The organism is Rhizobium acidisoli (genome assembly GCF_002531755.2).
Taxonomy (GTDB): Bacteria; Pseudomonadota; Alphaproteobacteria; order Rhizobiales; family Rhizobiaceae; genus Rhizobium; species Rhizobium acidisoli.
Genome location: NZ_CP035000.1, coordinates 371,321 through 388,182, shown reverse-complemented (window position 1 = coordinate 388,182; position 16,862 = coordinate 371,321). Strand labels below are relative to the sequence as shown.

The 16,862-nt window shown below is 61.3% G+C and carries 12 protein-coding genes and 1 pseudogene; 7 read left to right on the top strand and 6 right to left on the bottom strand.

The features are described from left to right. Window positions 1–17 precede the first annotated feature (17 nt). From CO657_RS27450 to CO657_RS37625, 4 genes and pseudogenes are all read left to right on the top strand, one after another. Complete coding sequence (locus tag CO657_RS27450; protein WP_054183818.1) at window positions 18–1,457, top strand: coniferyl aldehyde dehydrogenase; 1,440 nt, start codon at window positions 18–20, stop codon at window positions 1,455–1,457. A 287-nt stretch (window positions 1,458–1,744) separates the two neighbouring features. Next, entirely contained in the window at window positions 1,745–3,673 is a 1,929-nt protein-coding gene (locus tag CO657_RS27445) for a diguanylate cyclase (RefSeq protein WP_054183819.1), read from the top strand. 86 nt (window positions 3,674–3,759) lie between these two features. After that, window positions 3,760–6,057, top strand: a complete 2,298-nt coding sequence (locus CO657_RS27440; RefSeq protein ID WP_054183820.1) for an FdhF/YdeP family oxidoreductase — start codon at window positions 3,760–3,762, stop codon at window positions 6,055–6,057. Then, window positions 6,054–6,339 (top strand): annotated as a pseudogene (locus tag CO657_RS37625) (hypothetical protein). The gene CO657_RS27440 and the pseudogene CO657_RS37625 overlap by 4 nt, the downstream one beginning before the upstream one ends. A 140-nt stretch (window positions 6,340–6,479) precedes the next feature. On the opposite strand, the gene CO657_RS27430 reads toward CO657_RS37625, so the two are convergent. The 6 genes from CO657_RS27430 to CO657_RS27405 all read right to left on the bottom strand — a co-directional run bounded on the left by CO657_RS27430 (window position 6,480) and on the right by CO657_RS27405 (window position 13,233). Continuing rightward, on the bottom strand, window positions 6,480–7,478 hold the full coding sequence (locus CO657_RS27430; RefSeq protein ID WP_054183821.1) for a helix-turn-helix transcriptional regulator: 999 nt from the start codon (window positions 7,476–7,478) through the stop codon (window positions 6,480–6,482). Between the two features lie 1,194 nt (window positions 7,479–8,672). Further along, on the bottom strand, window positions 8,673–9,752 hold the full coding sequence (locus CO657_RS27425; RefSeq protein ID WP_054183822.1) for a quaternary amine ABC transporter ATP-binding protein: 1,080 nt from the start codon (window positions 9,750–9,752) through the stop codon (window positions 8,673–8,675). Further along, a complete protein-coding gene (locus CO657_RS27420) occupies window positions 9,745–10,632 on the bottom strand; it encodes an ABC transporter permease (RefSeq protein WP_054183823.1) in 888 nt (295 codons plus the stop codon). The genes CO657_RS27425 and CO657_RS27420 overlap by 8 nt, the downstream gene beginning before the upstream one ends. Before the next feature lie 95 nt (window positions 10,633–10,727). Next, window positions 10,728–11,729 (bottom strand): ABC transporter substrate-binding protein, encoded by a 1,002-nt coding sequence (locus CO657_RS27415; RefSeq protein WP_054183824.1) that lies wholly within the window; start codon window positions 11,727–11,729, stop codon window positions 10,728–10,730. 68 nt (window positions 11,730–11,797) lie between these two features. Next, entirely contained in the window at window positions 11,798–12,592 is a 795-nt protein-coding gene (locus CO657_RS27410; protein ID WP_054183825.1) for a pyrroline-5-carboxylate reductase family protein, read from the bottom strand. 11 nt (window positions 12,593–12,603) lie between these two features. Then, window positions 12,604–13,233, bottom strand: coding sequence for a TetR/AcrR family transcriptional regulator (locus CO657_RS27405; RefSeq protein ID WP_054183826.1), 630 nt, complete (start codon window positions 13,231–13,233; stop codon window positions 12,604–12,606). 146 nt (window positions 13,234–13,379) lie between these two features. On the opposite strand from CO657_RS27405, the gene CO657_RS27400 reads away from it, so the two are divergent. From CO657_RS27400 to CO657_RS27390, 3 genes are read left to right on the top strand one after another with little or no spacing between them, the layout of a single operon-like run. Then, a complete protein-coding gene (locus CO657_RS27400; protein WP_054183827.1) occupies window positions 13,380–15,416 on the top strand; it encodes an NADH:flavin oxidoreductase in 2,037 nt (678 codons plus the stop codon). Window positions 15,417–15,460: 44 nt separating this feature from the next. Next, window positions 15,461–16,066, top strand: a complete 606-nt coding sequence (locus tag CO657_RS27395) for a dimethylsulfoniopropionate lyase (RefSeq protein WP_054183828.1) — start codon at window positions 15,461–15,463, stop codon at window positions 16,064–16,066. A 34-nt stretch (window positions 16,067–16,100) separates the two neighbouring features. Then, entirely contained in the window at window positions 16,101–16,850 is a 750-nt protein-coding gene (locus CO657_RS27390; RefSeq protein WP_054183829.1) for an electron transfer flavoprotein subunit beta/FixA family protein, read from the top strand. Window positions 16,851–16,862 lie beyond the last annotated feature (12 nt).

The window sequence follows — 16,862 nt, the reverse complement described above, 5'->3', positions numbered from 1 at the left end:
GTTCAAGGGAGGAAACAATGAACACCGTCACCCCACTCGCCGCCGATACCAGTCCCGATGCCATGAAGGCGCTGCTTGCCCGGCAACGGGCGTCCTTCCTGAAGGACGGGCCACCTGATATTGCGGTCCGCGTCGATCGCATCGACCGCGTCATCGGCCTTCTCGTCGATTATAAAGATGCGATTGCCGCAGCGCTGTCGGAGGATTTCGGCAGCCGCAGTGTCGAGGCAAGCCTGCTGCTCGACGTTTTCACCTGCGTCGGTTCGCTCAAATATGCCAAGGCCCATCTGGCCGAATGGCTGAAGCCGGAAGAACACGAGGCATTGTTCCCGGATGCGGTCGCCAAAGTGGTCTATCAGCCGAAGGGCGTGGTCGGGATTCTCAGCCCCTGGAATTTTCCCTATCAGCTCGCCCTTGCGCCGCTTGCCGGCATTCTCGCTGCCGGCAATCGCGCCATGATCAAACCATCGGAGGTGACGCCGGCTTCGGCGGCGCTGATGGCTGAACTGATCGCCCGCGCCTTCGACGACACGGAAATCGCCGTCGTTCAGGGTGGACCGGCGACCGGCACCGCTTTTACATCACTTGCCTTCGACCATCTGATCTTCACCGGCGGCACGGCGATCGCCCATCATGTCATGCGGGCGGCGGCCGAAAACCTGACGCCTCTGACGCTCGAACTCGGCGGCAAGTCGCCCGTCATCGTCGGCCGCTCGGCGGATCTCGCGGACGCGGCGCGCCGCGTCATGACCGTCAAGACGCTGAATGCCGGGCAGATCTGCCTGGCGCCTGATCATGTCTACGTGCCCGAGGAAAGCGTCGAAGCCTTTGCCGAATATGCGGTGGCGGCGGTCGTCGCGATGTATCCGACGCTGAAGGAAAATCCTGATTACACGTCGATCGTCAACGGCCGCCATCATGCCCGCGTCCAGGGCCTGGTCGAAGACGCCAGGGCCAAGGGCGCCCGCATCGTCGAGATCAATCCGGCGGGGGAGAATTTCTCGCAGCAGCCGGCCCACCGCATGCCGCCGACCTTGATCCTCGATCCCACCGACGATATGCGCGTGCTGCAGGAGGAAATCTTCGGGCCAGTGCTGCCGGTTCTTCCCTATCGCGATATTGCCGACGTCATCGATCGCATCAACGCCCGACCGCGGCCGCTTGCTCTCTATTACTTCAGCCGGGATGGCGAAGAGGAGGCCCGCGTTCTCGACAATACGACGTCCGGCGGCGTGACGGTCAACGACTGCATGAGCCACGTCACGGCCGAAGGCCTGCCGTTCGGCGGTGTCGGCCATTCCGGCATGGGCACCTATCACGGCAAGTTCGGCTTTCTCGCCTTCTCGCATCCGCGCGCTGTCTATCACCAGAGCAAGATGGTGGAAGCGGAATATATGATGCGGCCGCCCTTTGGCGAGGCGATGCGCGGCTTTCTGGCCGGGGCGATCTGCAAGTAACGGACGACAATGCCCGGCGGGCCACGCCGGGCTTCCTCGTTGGCACGCAACCGACCGTGAATTTCCATTGCAACTCTCGGCAACTGTGAGCCTTTTGATCGCGCAATAATGGTCCGATTGCGCAGTCTTATCCGAATTGCGCAGTATTGTGCCATCGCCGGGCATGTCCAGCCGAAGCGGACGGCGTTTGTTAAACATGCCTTATAAGACGCGTGCCAGCCTTGCCTGGTCGATACTCCATGCCGCCCCATGAGATCGGTTTAACCAAGCTCAAACCAGTTTCGTCTATGATGAGTTCGTTACATGTATTGGAAGGTGGATACATCGCGGTGAATGGCAATTGGACGCAATTCGGTGGCAACCTTTCCTTCGTGTGCCTGGCAATTTCGCTCTGGGCACTTTTTTCTATTCAGTTTCAGCGCCGGTCCTTCAGGCAGGAAAAAATCGCCTTCGGGGTCATAGCCGGCGGCGCCTCCATCGGGTCCATATTGCTGGCCATTGAATTTCACCCCGGCATCTATATCGACCTGCGTTTTTCGCCGCTCGCATTGGCCGGCATGTTCGGCGGGCCGATCGCGGCTGCCTTTGCCGCATTGCTGGCGATCACCTTTCGGTTTGCCGTCGGCGGCGCGGCGATGGTCGATGGGATCATCACCATGGCCCTCGCGACCGGCATTGGTCTGGCCGGACATTTCTGGACCCGCAAGAGATCGCCGGGGCTGAAGGACGTTGCGCTGCTGGGCCTTGCCCTTGGCGTTGCATTGGTCCTCGCGATGGCTTTGCTTCCCACCTTGGTGAATGCCCATGTGCTGGCCGGCGTCGGATTTCCCCTGACCGCGTTGAATTGTCTCGCGACCGTTCTAGGTGGTTTCGTTCTCCTGAAGACCCAGCAATGGCAGCTGGAGCGAAGCATATTGGTGACCGCATTTTCGCAGTCGCCCGACTATCTCTATGTGAAGGACCGAAACAGCCGGTTCATCACCGTCAATGAAAACATGACCCGCCTCTTCCGTTTCCGGACGACGGCGGAGATGACCGGATTGTCGGATTTCAATCTGATGTCGCGGCCGCTCGCCGAGAAATTATATTATCTCGAGCAGCAGGTGATAGACACCGGGGTGCCGCTGATCGATTCCGCCGAGCATATCGAAGGCAGATTCCTGCTCGCGTCCAAAGTGCCGCTGCGGGACAAGCAGGGGCGGGTGATCGGCCTTGCCGGCGTCACGCGCGATGTTACCGAGCGCACCGCCCTGGAGCGCGAATTGCGCGAAAGCAAGAACCTGCTCTCGCATGCGATGGCGGGTATGTCCGATGGCATCGCCATGTACGACAGCAAAGGGTTTATCCTGTTTTGCAATGAGCAGTATCGTGATGCCTTCCCGCTCTCCGGAGAGGCCCGCGTGGTCGGCGCCCATATCAGTGACATCCTGCGCCGCGTCGCCGAAACCGGCGAGCGGCCCGGTATCCCTGATGATGTGGAGGGGTGGATCAAGGCCGCCACCGCCTCGCTGCACAGCAACAAGGACGAAGAGGTTCAGCTTCACAACGGCGACTGGCGCAGCATCCGCACAAGGCTTGCGGAAGACGGCACGGCGATGGCCGTCGTCTCCGACATCACGGCGACGAAGCAGGCGGAAATCGCGCTCAGGCTGTCGGCGGAGCAGTTGAAGAGCCTTGCCGAAACCGATGGCCTCACCGGCATGGTCAACCGCCGTGCCTTCGACGAGGCTTTCGCCCGCGAGACCGCGGGCAGCGCCAGGAGAAACACGCCGTTCAGCCTGCTGATGGTCGATATCGACCGCTTCAAGGCCTATAACGACACCTATGGGCATCCTGCCGGAGACCAATGCCTGCGGGTCGTCAGCAAGTGTCTGCGCCAATCCGTCAGCCGGCCGGCCGACATCGTCGCTCGTTACGGCGGCGAGGAATTCGTGGTGTTCCTGCCCGACACCAGCGCCAAAGGCGCAATGATCGTCGCTGAGCAATTCGCCAGGCGCCTCGCCCAGGAGAATATCGCGCATTCCGGCAGCGAATTCGCCCGGGTGACGGCAAGCATCGGCATCTCCTGCGCGACCGGAGCCGTTCTGCGCACCAACCCGAACCGCCTGCTGACCGAGGCCGACGCGGCGCTCTATGACGCCAAGACCCAAGGCCGCAATCGCATTCTGGCTCATTCGCCCAACGGGGAACGGCATGCCATGAAGGAAGCCGGCTAGATCGGAACCCTTCTTCGATAGATTTTTTCTATCAAACCATCGCGCCTGCGGCCTTGATGTTTTCTGCGCTTCGACAATAAGGGCGCATGGACACAAAATTCATCGGTAAGAAATCGGCGGCCGCCGGCGGCTGGGGTGCTTTGAAGAGCTGCGGCAAGCAGTTGTTGCAAAGCGGCATGCCCATCTCGGGCGCGCGCACCATGCTGAAGGCGAACCAGCCGGACGGCTTCGACTGCCCGGGCTGCGCCTGGGGCGATCCGGAACACGGATCGTCGTTCGAATTCTGCGAAAACGGCGTGAAGGCGGTTGCCTGGGAGGCGACGGAGAAGCGGGCGACGCCCGCCTTCTTTGCTGAAAATACGGTATCCGAGCTGCGCCGACTGACGGATTATGAACTGGAACTCAACGGCCGCCTCACGCATCCGATGCGCTATGATGCGGCGAGCGATCACTATCTGCCGGTTTCGTGGCAGGATGCCTTTGCCGAGATCGGCGGCATCCTGAAGGCTCTCGATACCCCCAACCGGGCGGAATTCTACACTTCGGGCCGGGCGAGCAACGAAGCCGCCTTCCTCTACCAGCTGTTCGTGCGCGTCTACGGCACCAACAATTTTCCCGATTGCTCCAATATGTGCCATGAAGCAAGCGGCATCGCCATGCGCCAGGCCGTCGGCGTCGGCAAGGGCACCGTGCTGCTAGAGGATTTCGAAGAGGCCGACGCGATCTTCGTGATCGGGCAAAACCCGGGCACCAACCATCCGAGAATGCTCGGCGACCTGCGCCGCGCGGCGATCCGCGGCGCGCGCGTTGTCGTCTTCAACCCGATCCGTGAGCGCGGCCTCGAGCGCTTCTCCGATCCGCAGGACAAGATCGAGATGCTGCGCGGCGGTTCGACCGAGATCGCCAGCCAATATTTGCAGCCGCAGCTCGGCGGCGACATGGCCGCGGTGCGGGGCATGGCCAAGGCCGTACTGGCCGCGGAAGACAGAGCAGTCGCCGACGGTCTGCCCTCCGTGCTCGACCATGCATTTCTCACCGAACACTGCGCGGATTTTCAGGCGTATAGGGCCGCGGTCGAGGCCGCAGGCTGGGCTGAGATCGAGGACCAGTCGGGACTGAACCGGGAGGAGATCGAACGGGCGGCCGATGTCTATATCAATGCCGAACGCGTCATCTGCACCTGGGCGATGGGTGTCACCCAGCATCTGCATTCGGTCGCGACGATCCGCGAGATCGCCAATTTCATGTTCCTGCGCGGCAATATCGGCAAGCCGGGCGCCGGCCTTTGCCCGGTGCGCGGCCATTCCAACGTGCAGGGCGACCGCACCGTCGGCATCAACGAAAAGCCGGCCGACGATTTCCTCGATGCGCTGGAGAGGCACTTCCGCTTCAGCGTCCCCCGCGAACATGGCCACAATGTTCTTGCCGCGATCGGCGCGATGCTCGACGGCTCGGCCGAGGCCTTCATCGGGCTCGGCGGCAATTTCGCCCGCGCCACGCCCGACAGCGCCCTCGTCGAAAAGGCGCTGCGGCAGCTGAAATTGACGGTCAATATCGCGACCAAACCCAATCATTCGCATCTCATGCCGGGCGAGACGGCCTTCATCCTGCCCTGCCTCGGACGCACCGAGATGGACCTCAACGAAGCCGGCAATTCCCAGCTCGTCAGCGTCGAGGATTCGATGAGCATGGTGCATGGCTCGGCGGGCATCAACCGGCCGGCCTCGCCGCACCTGCTCTCGGAAGTCGCCATCATTGCCGGCATTGCGGAAGCGACGGTCGGCTCCGCCGTGGTCGACTGGGCGGCGCTCGCCGACGATTACGACCTTATCCGCGATCATATCGAGGCGACCATTCCGGGTTTCGAAAACTACAATGCGCGCCTGCGCAAGCCGCGCGGTTTCCACCTGCGCAACGCAGCAAGCCATCGGGAGTGGGACACACCGGCAGGCAAGGCGTCGTTCTCGTCCGAGGCGCTTCCCGAGGAGACGGTGCATCAGAGGGCGCGAAAGGGCGATGGACGTCGTTTCGCCCTGCAGACATTCCGGTCGCACGATCAATACAATACGACGGTCTATGGTCTGGATGACCGATATCGCGGCGTCTACGGAGAGCGGCAGGTCATTTTCATTCATCCCGCCGACCTGAAGGCGATGAAAGCCGAGGCCGGTGACCGCATCGACGTGGTTGGCGAGCATGATGACGGCATCGAGCGCATCGCGGAGAATTTTCGCCTGGTGCCCTATGATATTCCGAGGGGCAGCATCGCTGGTTATTATCCCGAACTGAACGTGCTGGTGCCGCTCGGCAGCGCTGGTAAGGAAAGCGATACGCCCACCTCGAAATCGATCATGGTGTCCTTGCGCGGGCGAAACGCCGCGTGAGCGAAGAGCCGTCCGACGCCGATCAATTTTTCGCCCTTGTCGCTGCGGCGCAAGCCGGGGACATCCGCCTGACATCCATACAAGCGGGCCTCCTCGTCGCCGCCGAACTTGGGATCGCGCGCGACAGCCGCGCCTTTGCGCGCAAACTCGGGATCGCGCATTCCCTCGTTCTGCGGGAGCTCAACGCTATGGTGGAGAGGGAAGGCCTGCTTGAAGATCGTCAAGCGGGATCCGAGGACGATGAGAGTGCACTACAAATTGCCGCCATCCTCTTCGTCCTAAAGCGTTGTCGCGATCTTTCAGATTCGCTTGTCACGCTTTCGGTCTTTGTTTTTCCGCATGTCTTTGCGGCAAAAGCGCTTCGCGCTTTGCCTGGCAAAACCGCAGCACACCTTTGCGAGACATGCTTTAACCCCCGGCGGCTACAAACGGCAGACGCGCTTCCGGGTGTCGGAAGGGTATTCCCCATAGGTCGATTTGTAGACTGCGGAAAACCGGCCGAAATGAAAGAAGCCCCATTTGAGACAGATCTCTTTCATGCTCTCCGTGCTTTCGGGATCGAGCAGCTCCTGCCGCGCCGCGCGCAGGCGAAGCGTCAGCAGATAGGCGGCGGGAGAGGTGCCTCTGAAGGCGCGAAAGCCGGTTTCGAGCGCCCGGCTGGAGACGCCGGCTGCTTCGGCGACCTTCGGCATGGTGATCGGCTGATCGATATTGGCCTGCATGAATTCGATCGCCTTGCGCACATGCCGGGGGGCGATGAGCGCAGGCCCCCTGTCGAGGAGATGCGACAGCCGGTTCGGCACCATGCGCACGACAAGATCGGCCAGCGCCTGCGTCATATGCGCCATGGCGATCGGCGACTGCAGCAAGGGGCCGTTGTCGCGCATGCCGATGGCGATCGTCTCCGTCAGGTTGCCGATCGTCCGGCCGACCGGCGTCGACAGATCCAGTTCGGGTAGCAGATCGAGAGAGCCGCTGAACGGCATTTCGAACGTCTGGCCGATCGTCTGCAGGATCACCGACCAGTTGATCAGCAATTCGTCGATGACATTCGACTGGCCGTACATGAGGACGCTGTCTGGTTCGAAATTGTTATAGAGAAGCAGTTTTCCTTCCCCCGCCTCGGCGACGCGGGATCCGTAAGCCACTCCCATGCCGCCGCTGCGCGGCACGACAATCGACAGGTATTCCGCCGTATCGACGGTCGGCTCGATGTTGAACTGAAACTCCGCCTCGTGATAGCCGGTGAGAAGGACAGCGCTGTCATTGGCGGAGAAATCCAGCCCCCAGTGGAAGTCCTGGGCGCGGCCGACAGGCTCGGCATCGAAGGCGCCGAAGGCGCCGCCGAGCGTTTCGACCATGTTGTCGAAGGACGAACCGCGAAACCGGAACGAGAATGGCGCAGGGCTATTTTCGGACATGCTGCTCCCATTGTTCAGTGTGGCTGCGCTGACCTACCCCTCTCAACTGCCTGCAGATCCCGGCGCGATGCGCGATCCGTGCTGACGGATTGATGTGCCTACCTCTATCAGCCATGCCGGGCGTCATCGATCGTCGCCGGATCGATGGGCGAGACTTGGCCATATCCCGGTCGATCGGGCCCCTGGAGCGCAACAGGCCTCGGCGGAGCAGGTGGATTTCCGCGTGGTATCGACTGCGGGAGCAGCGTCTTGCGCAAGCCGATACAGGCCGAATTCGGATATGGCAGGCGTCAAAAACCAACCCGTTGAATGCATTATCGATAGCTCCCATTCGAGCGGTCTCTCGCAGCCTGCGGGCAGGAACTGGCAGACATGGGAACAATAGGCAAGTCGTCGCGCCACCGGCTATCGGTGATGAAACGATTACGCAGAAAGGCAATTTTATGGGGTGTATCCGTGAGGCCACGAAAGGCTCAACGCGGTAATCTTGCCGAGACACGCATCATCATCTGAAGCTGTGGAGAATATCCCGATCCGATCTGCGCAGTCGCCTGCCGAAGGTTCTATAGTGGACCGCTTAATAGCCTTCGGCAGGCAGACAGGCATGCTGGCATACGCACAGGATGGGGTGCGTATGTACGATCCCTTCCATCCTTTTTGGGGGTGATGGATGAACGGGCTTGGCTTGAGGACCGCAAACCATCATGGCCTTGGTCGAAAATCATCTTATTGCTCCGTGGCCATCGAGCAATTGTCAGCCGCCGATAAAGTCGGCCAAGCGGCTTTTCGCGACGCAGTCTGGACTGGTTTTGCGCAAAATGTATAGGAAAGCGCTGGCTGGAGGCATGTTCGCGCCGCGGCTTGCGCAAGGTGGATAGAGATCTTGAAGGTCTCGTTTGGCACGCAGGAAGAGCTTGCTTAAGAAGCAGCGGGAACACTCCGGCGTCACAGCTCCAAGGCGGCCCGCCTACACTCATAGAAGGCATGGGGCGCTTGGCGCGGGGCGGCGCAGTCTCGGATCTCGATGACATCGATACCCTGCGAGCGCAATTCCTCGCCCAGCCGGTGTTGTGATCGGGCAGGCCTCAAGAAGCCATTTCAAGCTTCTTCAAGGTCCTGCGGCGGCCGGCTTCCCGGAGATGGCGACGTGCTTGGTGTCGCCAGCGAAACGGAAAGACGGCCGCATTGGCAGCTTCAGAGGGCGACCGACAGGGCGCTGTCGCGCTGGGGGGCCATCTCTTGTGAGTTCACCATCGCGCTCGCGAGCTGGCGGAAGGTGACGAGCCCTAAGGTTTCTCCGGAAGGCGAAACCACCCTGGCATCGCCCTCTGGCGCCGATGACAGCATACGGACGGCTTCTTCGACGGTCGTTCCCGCCACAATCGCCAGTCCAACCGGCGCCGCACCAGAGTGCAGCGGCGTCATGACGGCTTCGACATGGATGACCCTGCCGCGATTGACCTCCTTGACGAAGTTGGCGATGTAGTCGTCGGCCGGGCGCAGGACGATGTCCTGGCTGGTTCCCTGCTGGATCACTTCGCCGTCGCGCAGGATGGCGATCTGGTCGCCGAGACGCAGTGCCTCGTCGAGATCGTGGGTGATGAAGACGATGGTCTTCTTGATCTCCTTCTGGATATCGAGAAGCACTGTCTGCATGTCGGTGCGGATCAACGGATCGAGCGCCGAATAGGCTTCGTCCATCAGAAGCACCGGGGCGTCGTTGGAGAGCGCTCTTGCCAGGCCGACGCGCTGCTGCATGCCGCCGGAGAGCTGGTTGGGATAGCGCTGCTCGAAGCCCTTCAGCCCGACCCGTTCCAGCCAGCGCATGGCGACGTCGACGGCTTTCGCCCGCTCCATGCCCTGCACTTCGAGGCCGAAGATGGTGTTGTCGAGCACGTTGCGGTGCGGCAGAAGCGCGAATTTTTGAAACACCATCGCCGTCTGGTGCCGGCGGAACGCCCGCAATTCGGTCTCGTTCATCTTGACGACATCGACGCCGTCGACCAGCACTTCGCCGGCGGTCGGGTCGATCAGCCGGTTGATGTGGCGGATCAGCGTCGATTTGCCCGAACCCGAAAGGCCCATGACGACCTGGATGCGGCCGGAGGGAATTTCGACATTGATATCCCTGAGGCCGAGCACATGGCCGTGCTTTTCGTTGAGCTCGGTCTTCGACAATCCCTTCTGAACCGCATCGACATGCGCGGCGGGGTTGGGACCGAAGATCTTGTAGAGGTGGCGGATCTTGATGCCGCCGAAACGATGCTCAGCCATGGACGGTCTCCCGATGCTTCTGGAGCCTTTTGCCATATGCCTGGCTGACTCGGTCGAAGATGATGGCGATGCCGACGATGGCAAGACCATTGAAGATACCCAGCGTGAAATACTGGTTGGCGATCGCCTTGAGCACCGGCTGGCCGAGGCCCTGGACGCCGATCATCGAGGCGATGACCACCATGGCGAGCGCCATCATGATCGTCTGGTTGATGCCGGCCATGATGGTGGGCAGCGCCAGCGGCAACTGCACCTTGAACAGCTTCTGCGATCGCGAGGTGCCGAAGGCGTCGGCGGCTTCGAGCACGTCCTTGTCGACGAGCCTGATGCCGAGATCGGTCAGGCGGATCATCGGCGGGATGGCGTAGATGACGACGGCGATCAGGCCGGGCACCTTGCCGATGCCGAGCAGCATGACGACGGGAATGAGGTAGACGAAGCTCGGCATCGTCTGCATGACGTCGAGGATCGGATTGACGACGCGCTGCAGCCGGTCGGAGCGGGCCATCAGGATGCCCATCGGAATGCCGATGGCGATGGACAGGATCGTGCAGACGAAGATCATCGAGACCGTCCGCATCGTATCGTCCCACATGTCGAAATAGCCGATTAGCATCAGCGTCACCAGACAGCCGACGACGATCTTCAGGCTGCGGCTGGCAAACCAGGCGATGGCCAGGATGATCGCGGTGATGATCGGCCACGGCGTCTGGGTCATGAAACGCTCGGCGGCGATGAGGAAATGCTGCAGCGGCACGAACAGGGTTTCGATGCCGTCGCCATAGGCGCGGGTGAAGCCGCGAAAACCGTCATCGATCGCCTTCTTCAGATTGCGAAGCGCGTCGTCGTCCATATGTGGAAACTTATAAAACCATTCCATTCGGTTCCCCTTTTCTTCAAAGAGCCGCGGCAGTCTTTTTGTTTTTATCGGCGAGTGAGAAGCGGTGCGCTTTTGGCGCACCGCGATAGTCAGTGTTAAAGGGCAGCTTCGATCTTTGTGGCTGCCTCAGGCGAAACCCACTTGGACCAGATGTCCTTGTTTTCTTTCAGGAAGTGCTTGGCGCCGTCTTCGCCGGTCGCCTGATTGTCGGTCATCCACGACATCAGCTTGTTGACCGTGTCGTTGCTCCAGGAGCGCTTCGCCAGGTAGTCCATGACTTCAGGCCCGACCTTTTCCGAGAAGGGCTTGGCAACCAGGGTGACGACGTGATCGACCGGCCACGAAGCGGGCTTGGGGTCGGGGCAGTCGGCGACGGTGATGCAGCGCTTCCATTCGGCAGAATCCTCCGGCACGCCGGCTTCGAGCTTGACCATCTGATACTTGCCGAGCAGCGCGGTCGGCGCCCAGTAGTAGCCGGCCCAGCCTTCCTTGCGTTCGTAGGCCTTGGCGATCGAACCGTCGAGGCCGGCGGCAGAGCCGGTGTCGACGAGGGTGAAGCCCGCCTTCTCGGCCTCAAAGCCCTTGTAGAGCTGCGAGGTGACGACCGTGCCGCCCCAGCCCTGCGGACCGTTGAAGATGGCGCCCTTCTTCGGATCTTCCGGATCGGGGAAGAGTTCCGGATGCTTCAGCACGTCGCCGATCGTCTTGATATCGGGATGGGCATCGGCGACATATTTGGGGATCCACCAGCCCTGCACGCCGCCATCCGGCAGCGGCGAGCCGACCTGGACGATGCGGCCTTCTTCCGTGCCCTTCTTGACGACGTCGGGCAGCAGATCGATCCAGGCTTCTGGCGCGATATCCGGCTGGCCCTTTTCGGCCATGGAGGTGATCGTCGGGACGGTGTCGCCGACGGTGATGTCAGCACTGCAGCCGTAGCCTTCGTTCAGGATGAACTTGTCCAGGTTGGAGAGAACTTCGGCGCTCTGCCAGTTCATGCTGGCGATGGTGACGCTGCCGCATTCGGCGGCGCTGGCGAATGACGCGCCGCCGATCAGGCCGAACGTCAAACACGTCGATGCAAGTAATTTTTTCATTCTCGTTCCCTCTGTTTAGCGGCTTGTCTTGTCGAGCGGGGGTGCCGCAGTGCCCGCCCCAACGGTCGTCAGGAAACCTTTCCCATACTCACCGATTTCTGAAATGCTGCCGACAATCCCTTGGCAACCGAAGCGTCGAATCCCGCAGCGCGCATGCTGTCGATGGCCGCCGCAGTCGTGCCGCGATAGTCAAGAAAGGTTTGAACGACATCATCCGGGCACTCGTCTCGGCGCTCTAGAAGGCGGCCAGCGCCCGATATCACCGTATTGACAGCGCGGCGCGCAATCTCGGCCGGCAGGCCGTGGGCGACGGCATCGCTCATCATGGCAGCCGCAAGCAGCGCCGGGAACGCCGGTCCGGAACCGGAAAGGCCGGTGAGGTAGTCGATGTCGCTTTCCCTTTCGACCTCGTCTTGTGAGCCGCAGGCCTCGAAAATGGCGCGGACGATGGCGCGGTCGCCTTCGGTAATGTCGCCCGCAGCGATCCAGGGCGTATAGGACTTGGCCACTTCGGCGCCGGCATTCGGCAGGGCGCGGACAACACGACCGGTCTTATGCCGTTGCGAAAGGGCGGCGAGACCGATGCCCGCCATGACCGAAATGACGAGCTTGCCGCCAGCATCGACATCAAGGGTGCGCCAGTCATCGGGCCGAACGGACAGAAGGATCACGTCCGAGCGGTCGGCAAGCGCCTGATTGTCGGAGGTCCAGAAAGAATTCGGGAAGCGATCCGGCTGCTGACTGCGATAGGAGAGCGAGAGATTTCCAGACTCGACCAGGCCGGCATCGACAATCGAGCCGGCGATTGCTCCGCCCAGCCAGCCGCCGCCGCCAATGATGCCGATCCTCAAGGAAACGCTCATCCGGGTCTCCTTTAACCGGGCCTGTAGCCATGCCGGGAGAAGAAGCGATCAAGCTCCCTCTGCTGCGGCACTTCGCCCGTGTAGATCGCAATATATTCCGGAATCCGTTTCATGCGGACGGCGAGTTCCTCCCTTGATTGCATGGAGATATATCCGATCTGCACAAGGTACGTTGTGCGCGCTCTGACATCCGATGTCGTTTCTGGTAACCCGAACCGCATGAACATGCGCTTCAGCGCCTCCAGCCGGAGCTGATCAGCCTGCTGGACCTCTGCGAGAAGCTCGTCGGATTGCAGCGCCCAGCTGCGCACGGCAAACTCGAACTTCGCGTCGAACAGATCGTTGTCGAGCCAGCAATCGAAGACGTTGAGCATCGCCTCGGCCAGCGATTCCGCATAGGCTTCGGACCGCTTGACGATGTTGCCGGTGTTTTTTTCGCGCCATAGCGCCACGAGCGCGCTCAGCAGTTCCTCCCGGTCCTTGAAGAACCAGTAGAAGCTCGTGCGCGAGAGATTGAGCTTCTTTGCCAGCGGCAGAATCTTCACCGAATCCACGCCGGATTCCAACAGGGAGTGATAAGCTGCTTCCAGCCATCCCTCCTGCGATCCGCGCCAGCCAGTATCGTTCAAAGCCTGATCCATGCCTTATCTCCTATCAAATTATGGAGCCGTGCACAAGGAAAATGTACACCAGTGTCGAAATTAGAGACTTAACTGTTTTCATCGTTGACACCTATGTACATTACGCTTAGCGTCTCCCTCGATGTTTTAATCCGGAACCACGGCCCATGTCGAATGATCCCCTTCTGCAGCCCTATCAGCTCAAGCATTTGAAGTTGCGCAACCGTATCATCGTGACGTCTCACGAGCCGGCCTATCCGGAAGACGGGATGCCGAAGGAGAAGTATCGCGCCTATACGGTGGAGCGGGCAAAGGGCGGGGTGGCTTTGACGATGACGGCGGGCTCGGCGGCCGTCTCCAAAGATAGCCCGCCGGTCTTCAACAACCTGCTTGCCTATAAGGACGAGATCGTTCCCTGGATCAGGGAGATGACCGACGCCGTGCACGAAGAGGGTGCGGCGATCATGATCCAGTTGACCCATCTCGGTCGGCGCACGCGCTGGGACAAGGGTGACTGGCTGCCGGTCCTCGCCCCCTCGCATCATCGCGAGGCTTCGCACCGCGCCTTCCCGAAGAAGATGGAAGATTGGGATATCGAGCGCATCATCAAGGATTTCGCCGACGCGGCCGAACGCATGAAGGCGGGCGGCATGGACGGCGTTGAACTCGAGGCCTACGGTCACCTGATCGACCAGTTCGTGTCTCCGCTCACCAACGAGCTCGATGGCCCCTATGGCGGCTCGCTCGACAATCGTCTGCGTTTCTGTTTCGACGTATTCAAGGCGATCCGGAAAAGGGTGGGCGACGATTTCATTCTCGGCCTGCGCTACACCGCCGACGAATGTCTTCCCGGCGGCACCGGCAAGGCCGAAGGCATCGAAATCTCCAAGCGCCTGAAGGAAAGCGGCCTCATCGATTACCTGAACGTGATCCGCGGCCACATCGATACCGACGCGGGTCTCACCGACGTGATCCCGATCCAGGGCATGGCGAATTCGCCGCATCTCGACTTCGCCGGTGAAATTCGCGCCGCGACCGACTTCCCGACCTTCCATGCGGCGAAGATTCCCGACGTCGCCACCGCCCGCCACGCAATCGCGGCCGGCAAGGTCGACATGGTCGGCATGACCCGCGCCCACATGACCGACCCGCACATCGTCCGCAAGATCATCGAAAAGCGGGAAGACGATATCCGTCCCTGCGTCGGCGCCAATTACTGTCTCGATCGTATCTACCAGGGCGGAGCCGCCTACTGTATCCACAATGCCGCGACCGGCCGCGAACTGACCATGCCGCATATCGTAGCGAAGGCCGACGCCAGGAAAAAGGTCGTCATCGTCGGCGCCGGCCCGGCCGGTCTGGAAGCGGCGCGCGTCGCCGGAGAGCGCGGCCACCAGGTCGTCGTCTTCGAAGCGGCGAACAATGCCGGCGGCCAGATCCGGCTCACCGCGCAGAGCGAGCGCCGCAGGGAAATGATCAGCATCATCGACTGGCGCATGAGCCAGTGCGAGAAATACGACGTCACCTTCCACTTCAATAGCTGGGCGGAAGCCGACACGATCGCAGCCGAGAACCCCGACGTCGTCATCATCGCGACCGGCGGCTTGCCGCATACCGAGGTTCTCTCGCGCGGCAACGAGCTGGTGGTCTCTTCCTGGGACATCATCTCCGGCGATGTGAAGCCCGGCACCAATGTACTAATCTTCGACGATGCCGGCGACCATGCCGGCCTTCAGGCGGCGGAGTTTCTTGCGAAGGCGGGCGCCAAGGTCGAGATCATGACGCCGGACCGGTCCTTCGCGCCCGAAGTCATGGCGATGAACCTGGTGCCCTATATGCGCTCCCTGCAGAAGCATGACGTCACCTTCACCGTCACCTATCGCCTGGAGGCCGTCGAAAAGAGCGGCAACCAGCTCGTCGCCCATGTCGGCAGCGATTACGGCGGGATTGCCAAGCAGAGCAGCTTCGACCAGATCGTCGTCAATCACGGGACCATCCCGCTCGACGAACTCTATTTCGAGCTGAAGCCCAGCTCCAGCAATCTCGGCGAGGTGTCGCACGACCAGCTTCTTTCTGGGGAGCCGCAGTCCGTCATGCGCAATCCTGAGGGCAAGTTCCAGCTGTTTCGGATCGGCGATGCTGTCGCTGCGCGCAATACGCATGCCGCCATTTATGACGGCCTGCGCATCGCCAAGGATATATGATCGCAGGAGCGGCCGCTCGTCGGTCGCTCATTTCGGGGGATGATATGAGTTTGCGTGAAGAAAGCCTCCAGCGTTTCGTGGATGCTGCGTCTCTGGCTTTTGATCAGTTCGCGAAAGCCCCGGAGTCCCGGCGCTCGATCCGTCAATTTTTCGCGGCGCTGGAGCGGCCGGGGATCGCACGTGCGGGGCAGGGAAGCCGGTTGCCCGTCTGCGCTCAGCTTGATGTGGCGCTTGCGGTTGATCCCTCCTATGATCCCTCACTGGCGCGATTGATTGAGGCGTTCAAAGGCATCGAGCCGATGCTTGAATGGCGCCGGCGCACCAAGTATGACCACACCGCCGGCGACAATTTCGTCGATGGGCATGCCAATGCCATGATCGTCGGCCCGGGAGGATTGGAGGAGCGGAGCGACCTGTGGCTGGGTGTGACATTGCTGGCGCCGCACGTGCGCTATCCCGATCACGACCACCCGCCGGAGGAAGTTTATCTTGTGCTTTCCGAGGGGGAATTTCAGCAAGGGGAGGGGGACTGGTTTTCGCCTGGTATCGGCGGATCGTTCTACAATATCCCCGGGATCAAACATGCCATGAGGTCGGTGGACACACCGCTCTTCGCCTTCTGGGCGCTGCTTGCCGAACGGCCGCATTGATGGCCGGCAGTCTAGACATAAAGGGGTTTTGCAAATGAAGATTCTCGTGCCCGTCAAGCGCGTCGTCGACTACAACGTGAAGATCCGGGTGAAGCCGGATGGTTCCGGTGTCGAGCTTGCCAATGTGAAGATGTCGATGAACCCGTTCGACGAGATCTCGGTGGAAGAGGCGCTGCGTCTGAAGGAAGCCGGCAAGGCTGAGGAAGTGGTGGTGGTGTCGATCGGCCCGGCCAAGGCCGAGGAGACGCTGCGCACGGCTCTTGCCATGGGCGCCGACCGGGCGATCCTGGTCGAGACCGACGATCAAGTCGAGCCGCTGGCGGTCGCCAAGATCCTCAAAGGCGTCGCCGATGCCGAACAGCCGGGGCTGATTATTGTCGGCAAGCAGGCGATCGACGATGATTCCAACCAGACCGGCCAGATGCTGGCCGCACTTCTGGGTTCGGCCCAGGCGACCTTCGCCTCGAAGATCGAGATCGGCGATGGCAAGGCTGAGGTCACCCGCGAGGTCGACGGCGGCCTGCAGACGATCGAGATCAAGCTGCCGGCGGTGGTCACCTCGGACCTCAGGCTGAACGAACCACGTTATGCCTCGCTGCCGAATATCATGAAGGCGAAGAAGAAGCCGCTCGACAAGAAGTCGCCTGATGATTTCGGCGTCTCCACCGCGCCGCGGCTGAAGGTGCTGAAGACCGAAGAGCCCAGCGGCCGCAAGGCCGGCGTCAAGGTCAAGTCGGTCGCCGAACTGATCGACAAATTGAAGAACGAAGCCGGCGTGCTGTAATCGGGCAGGAAC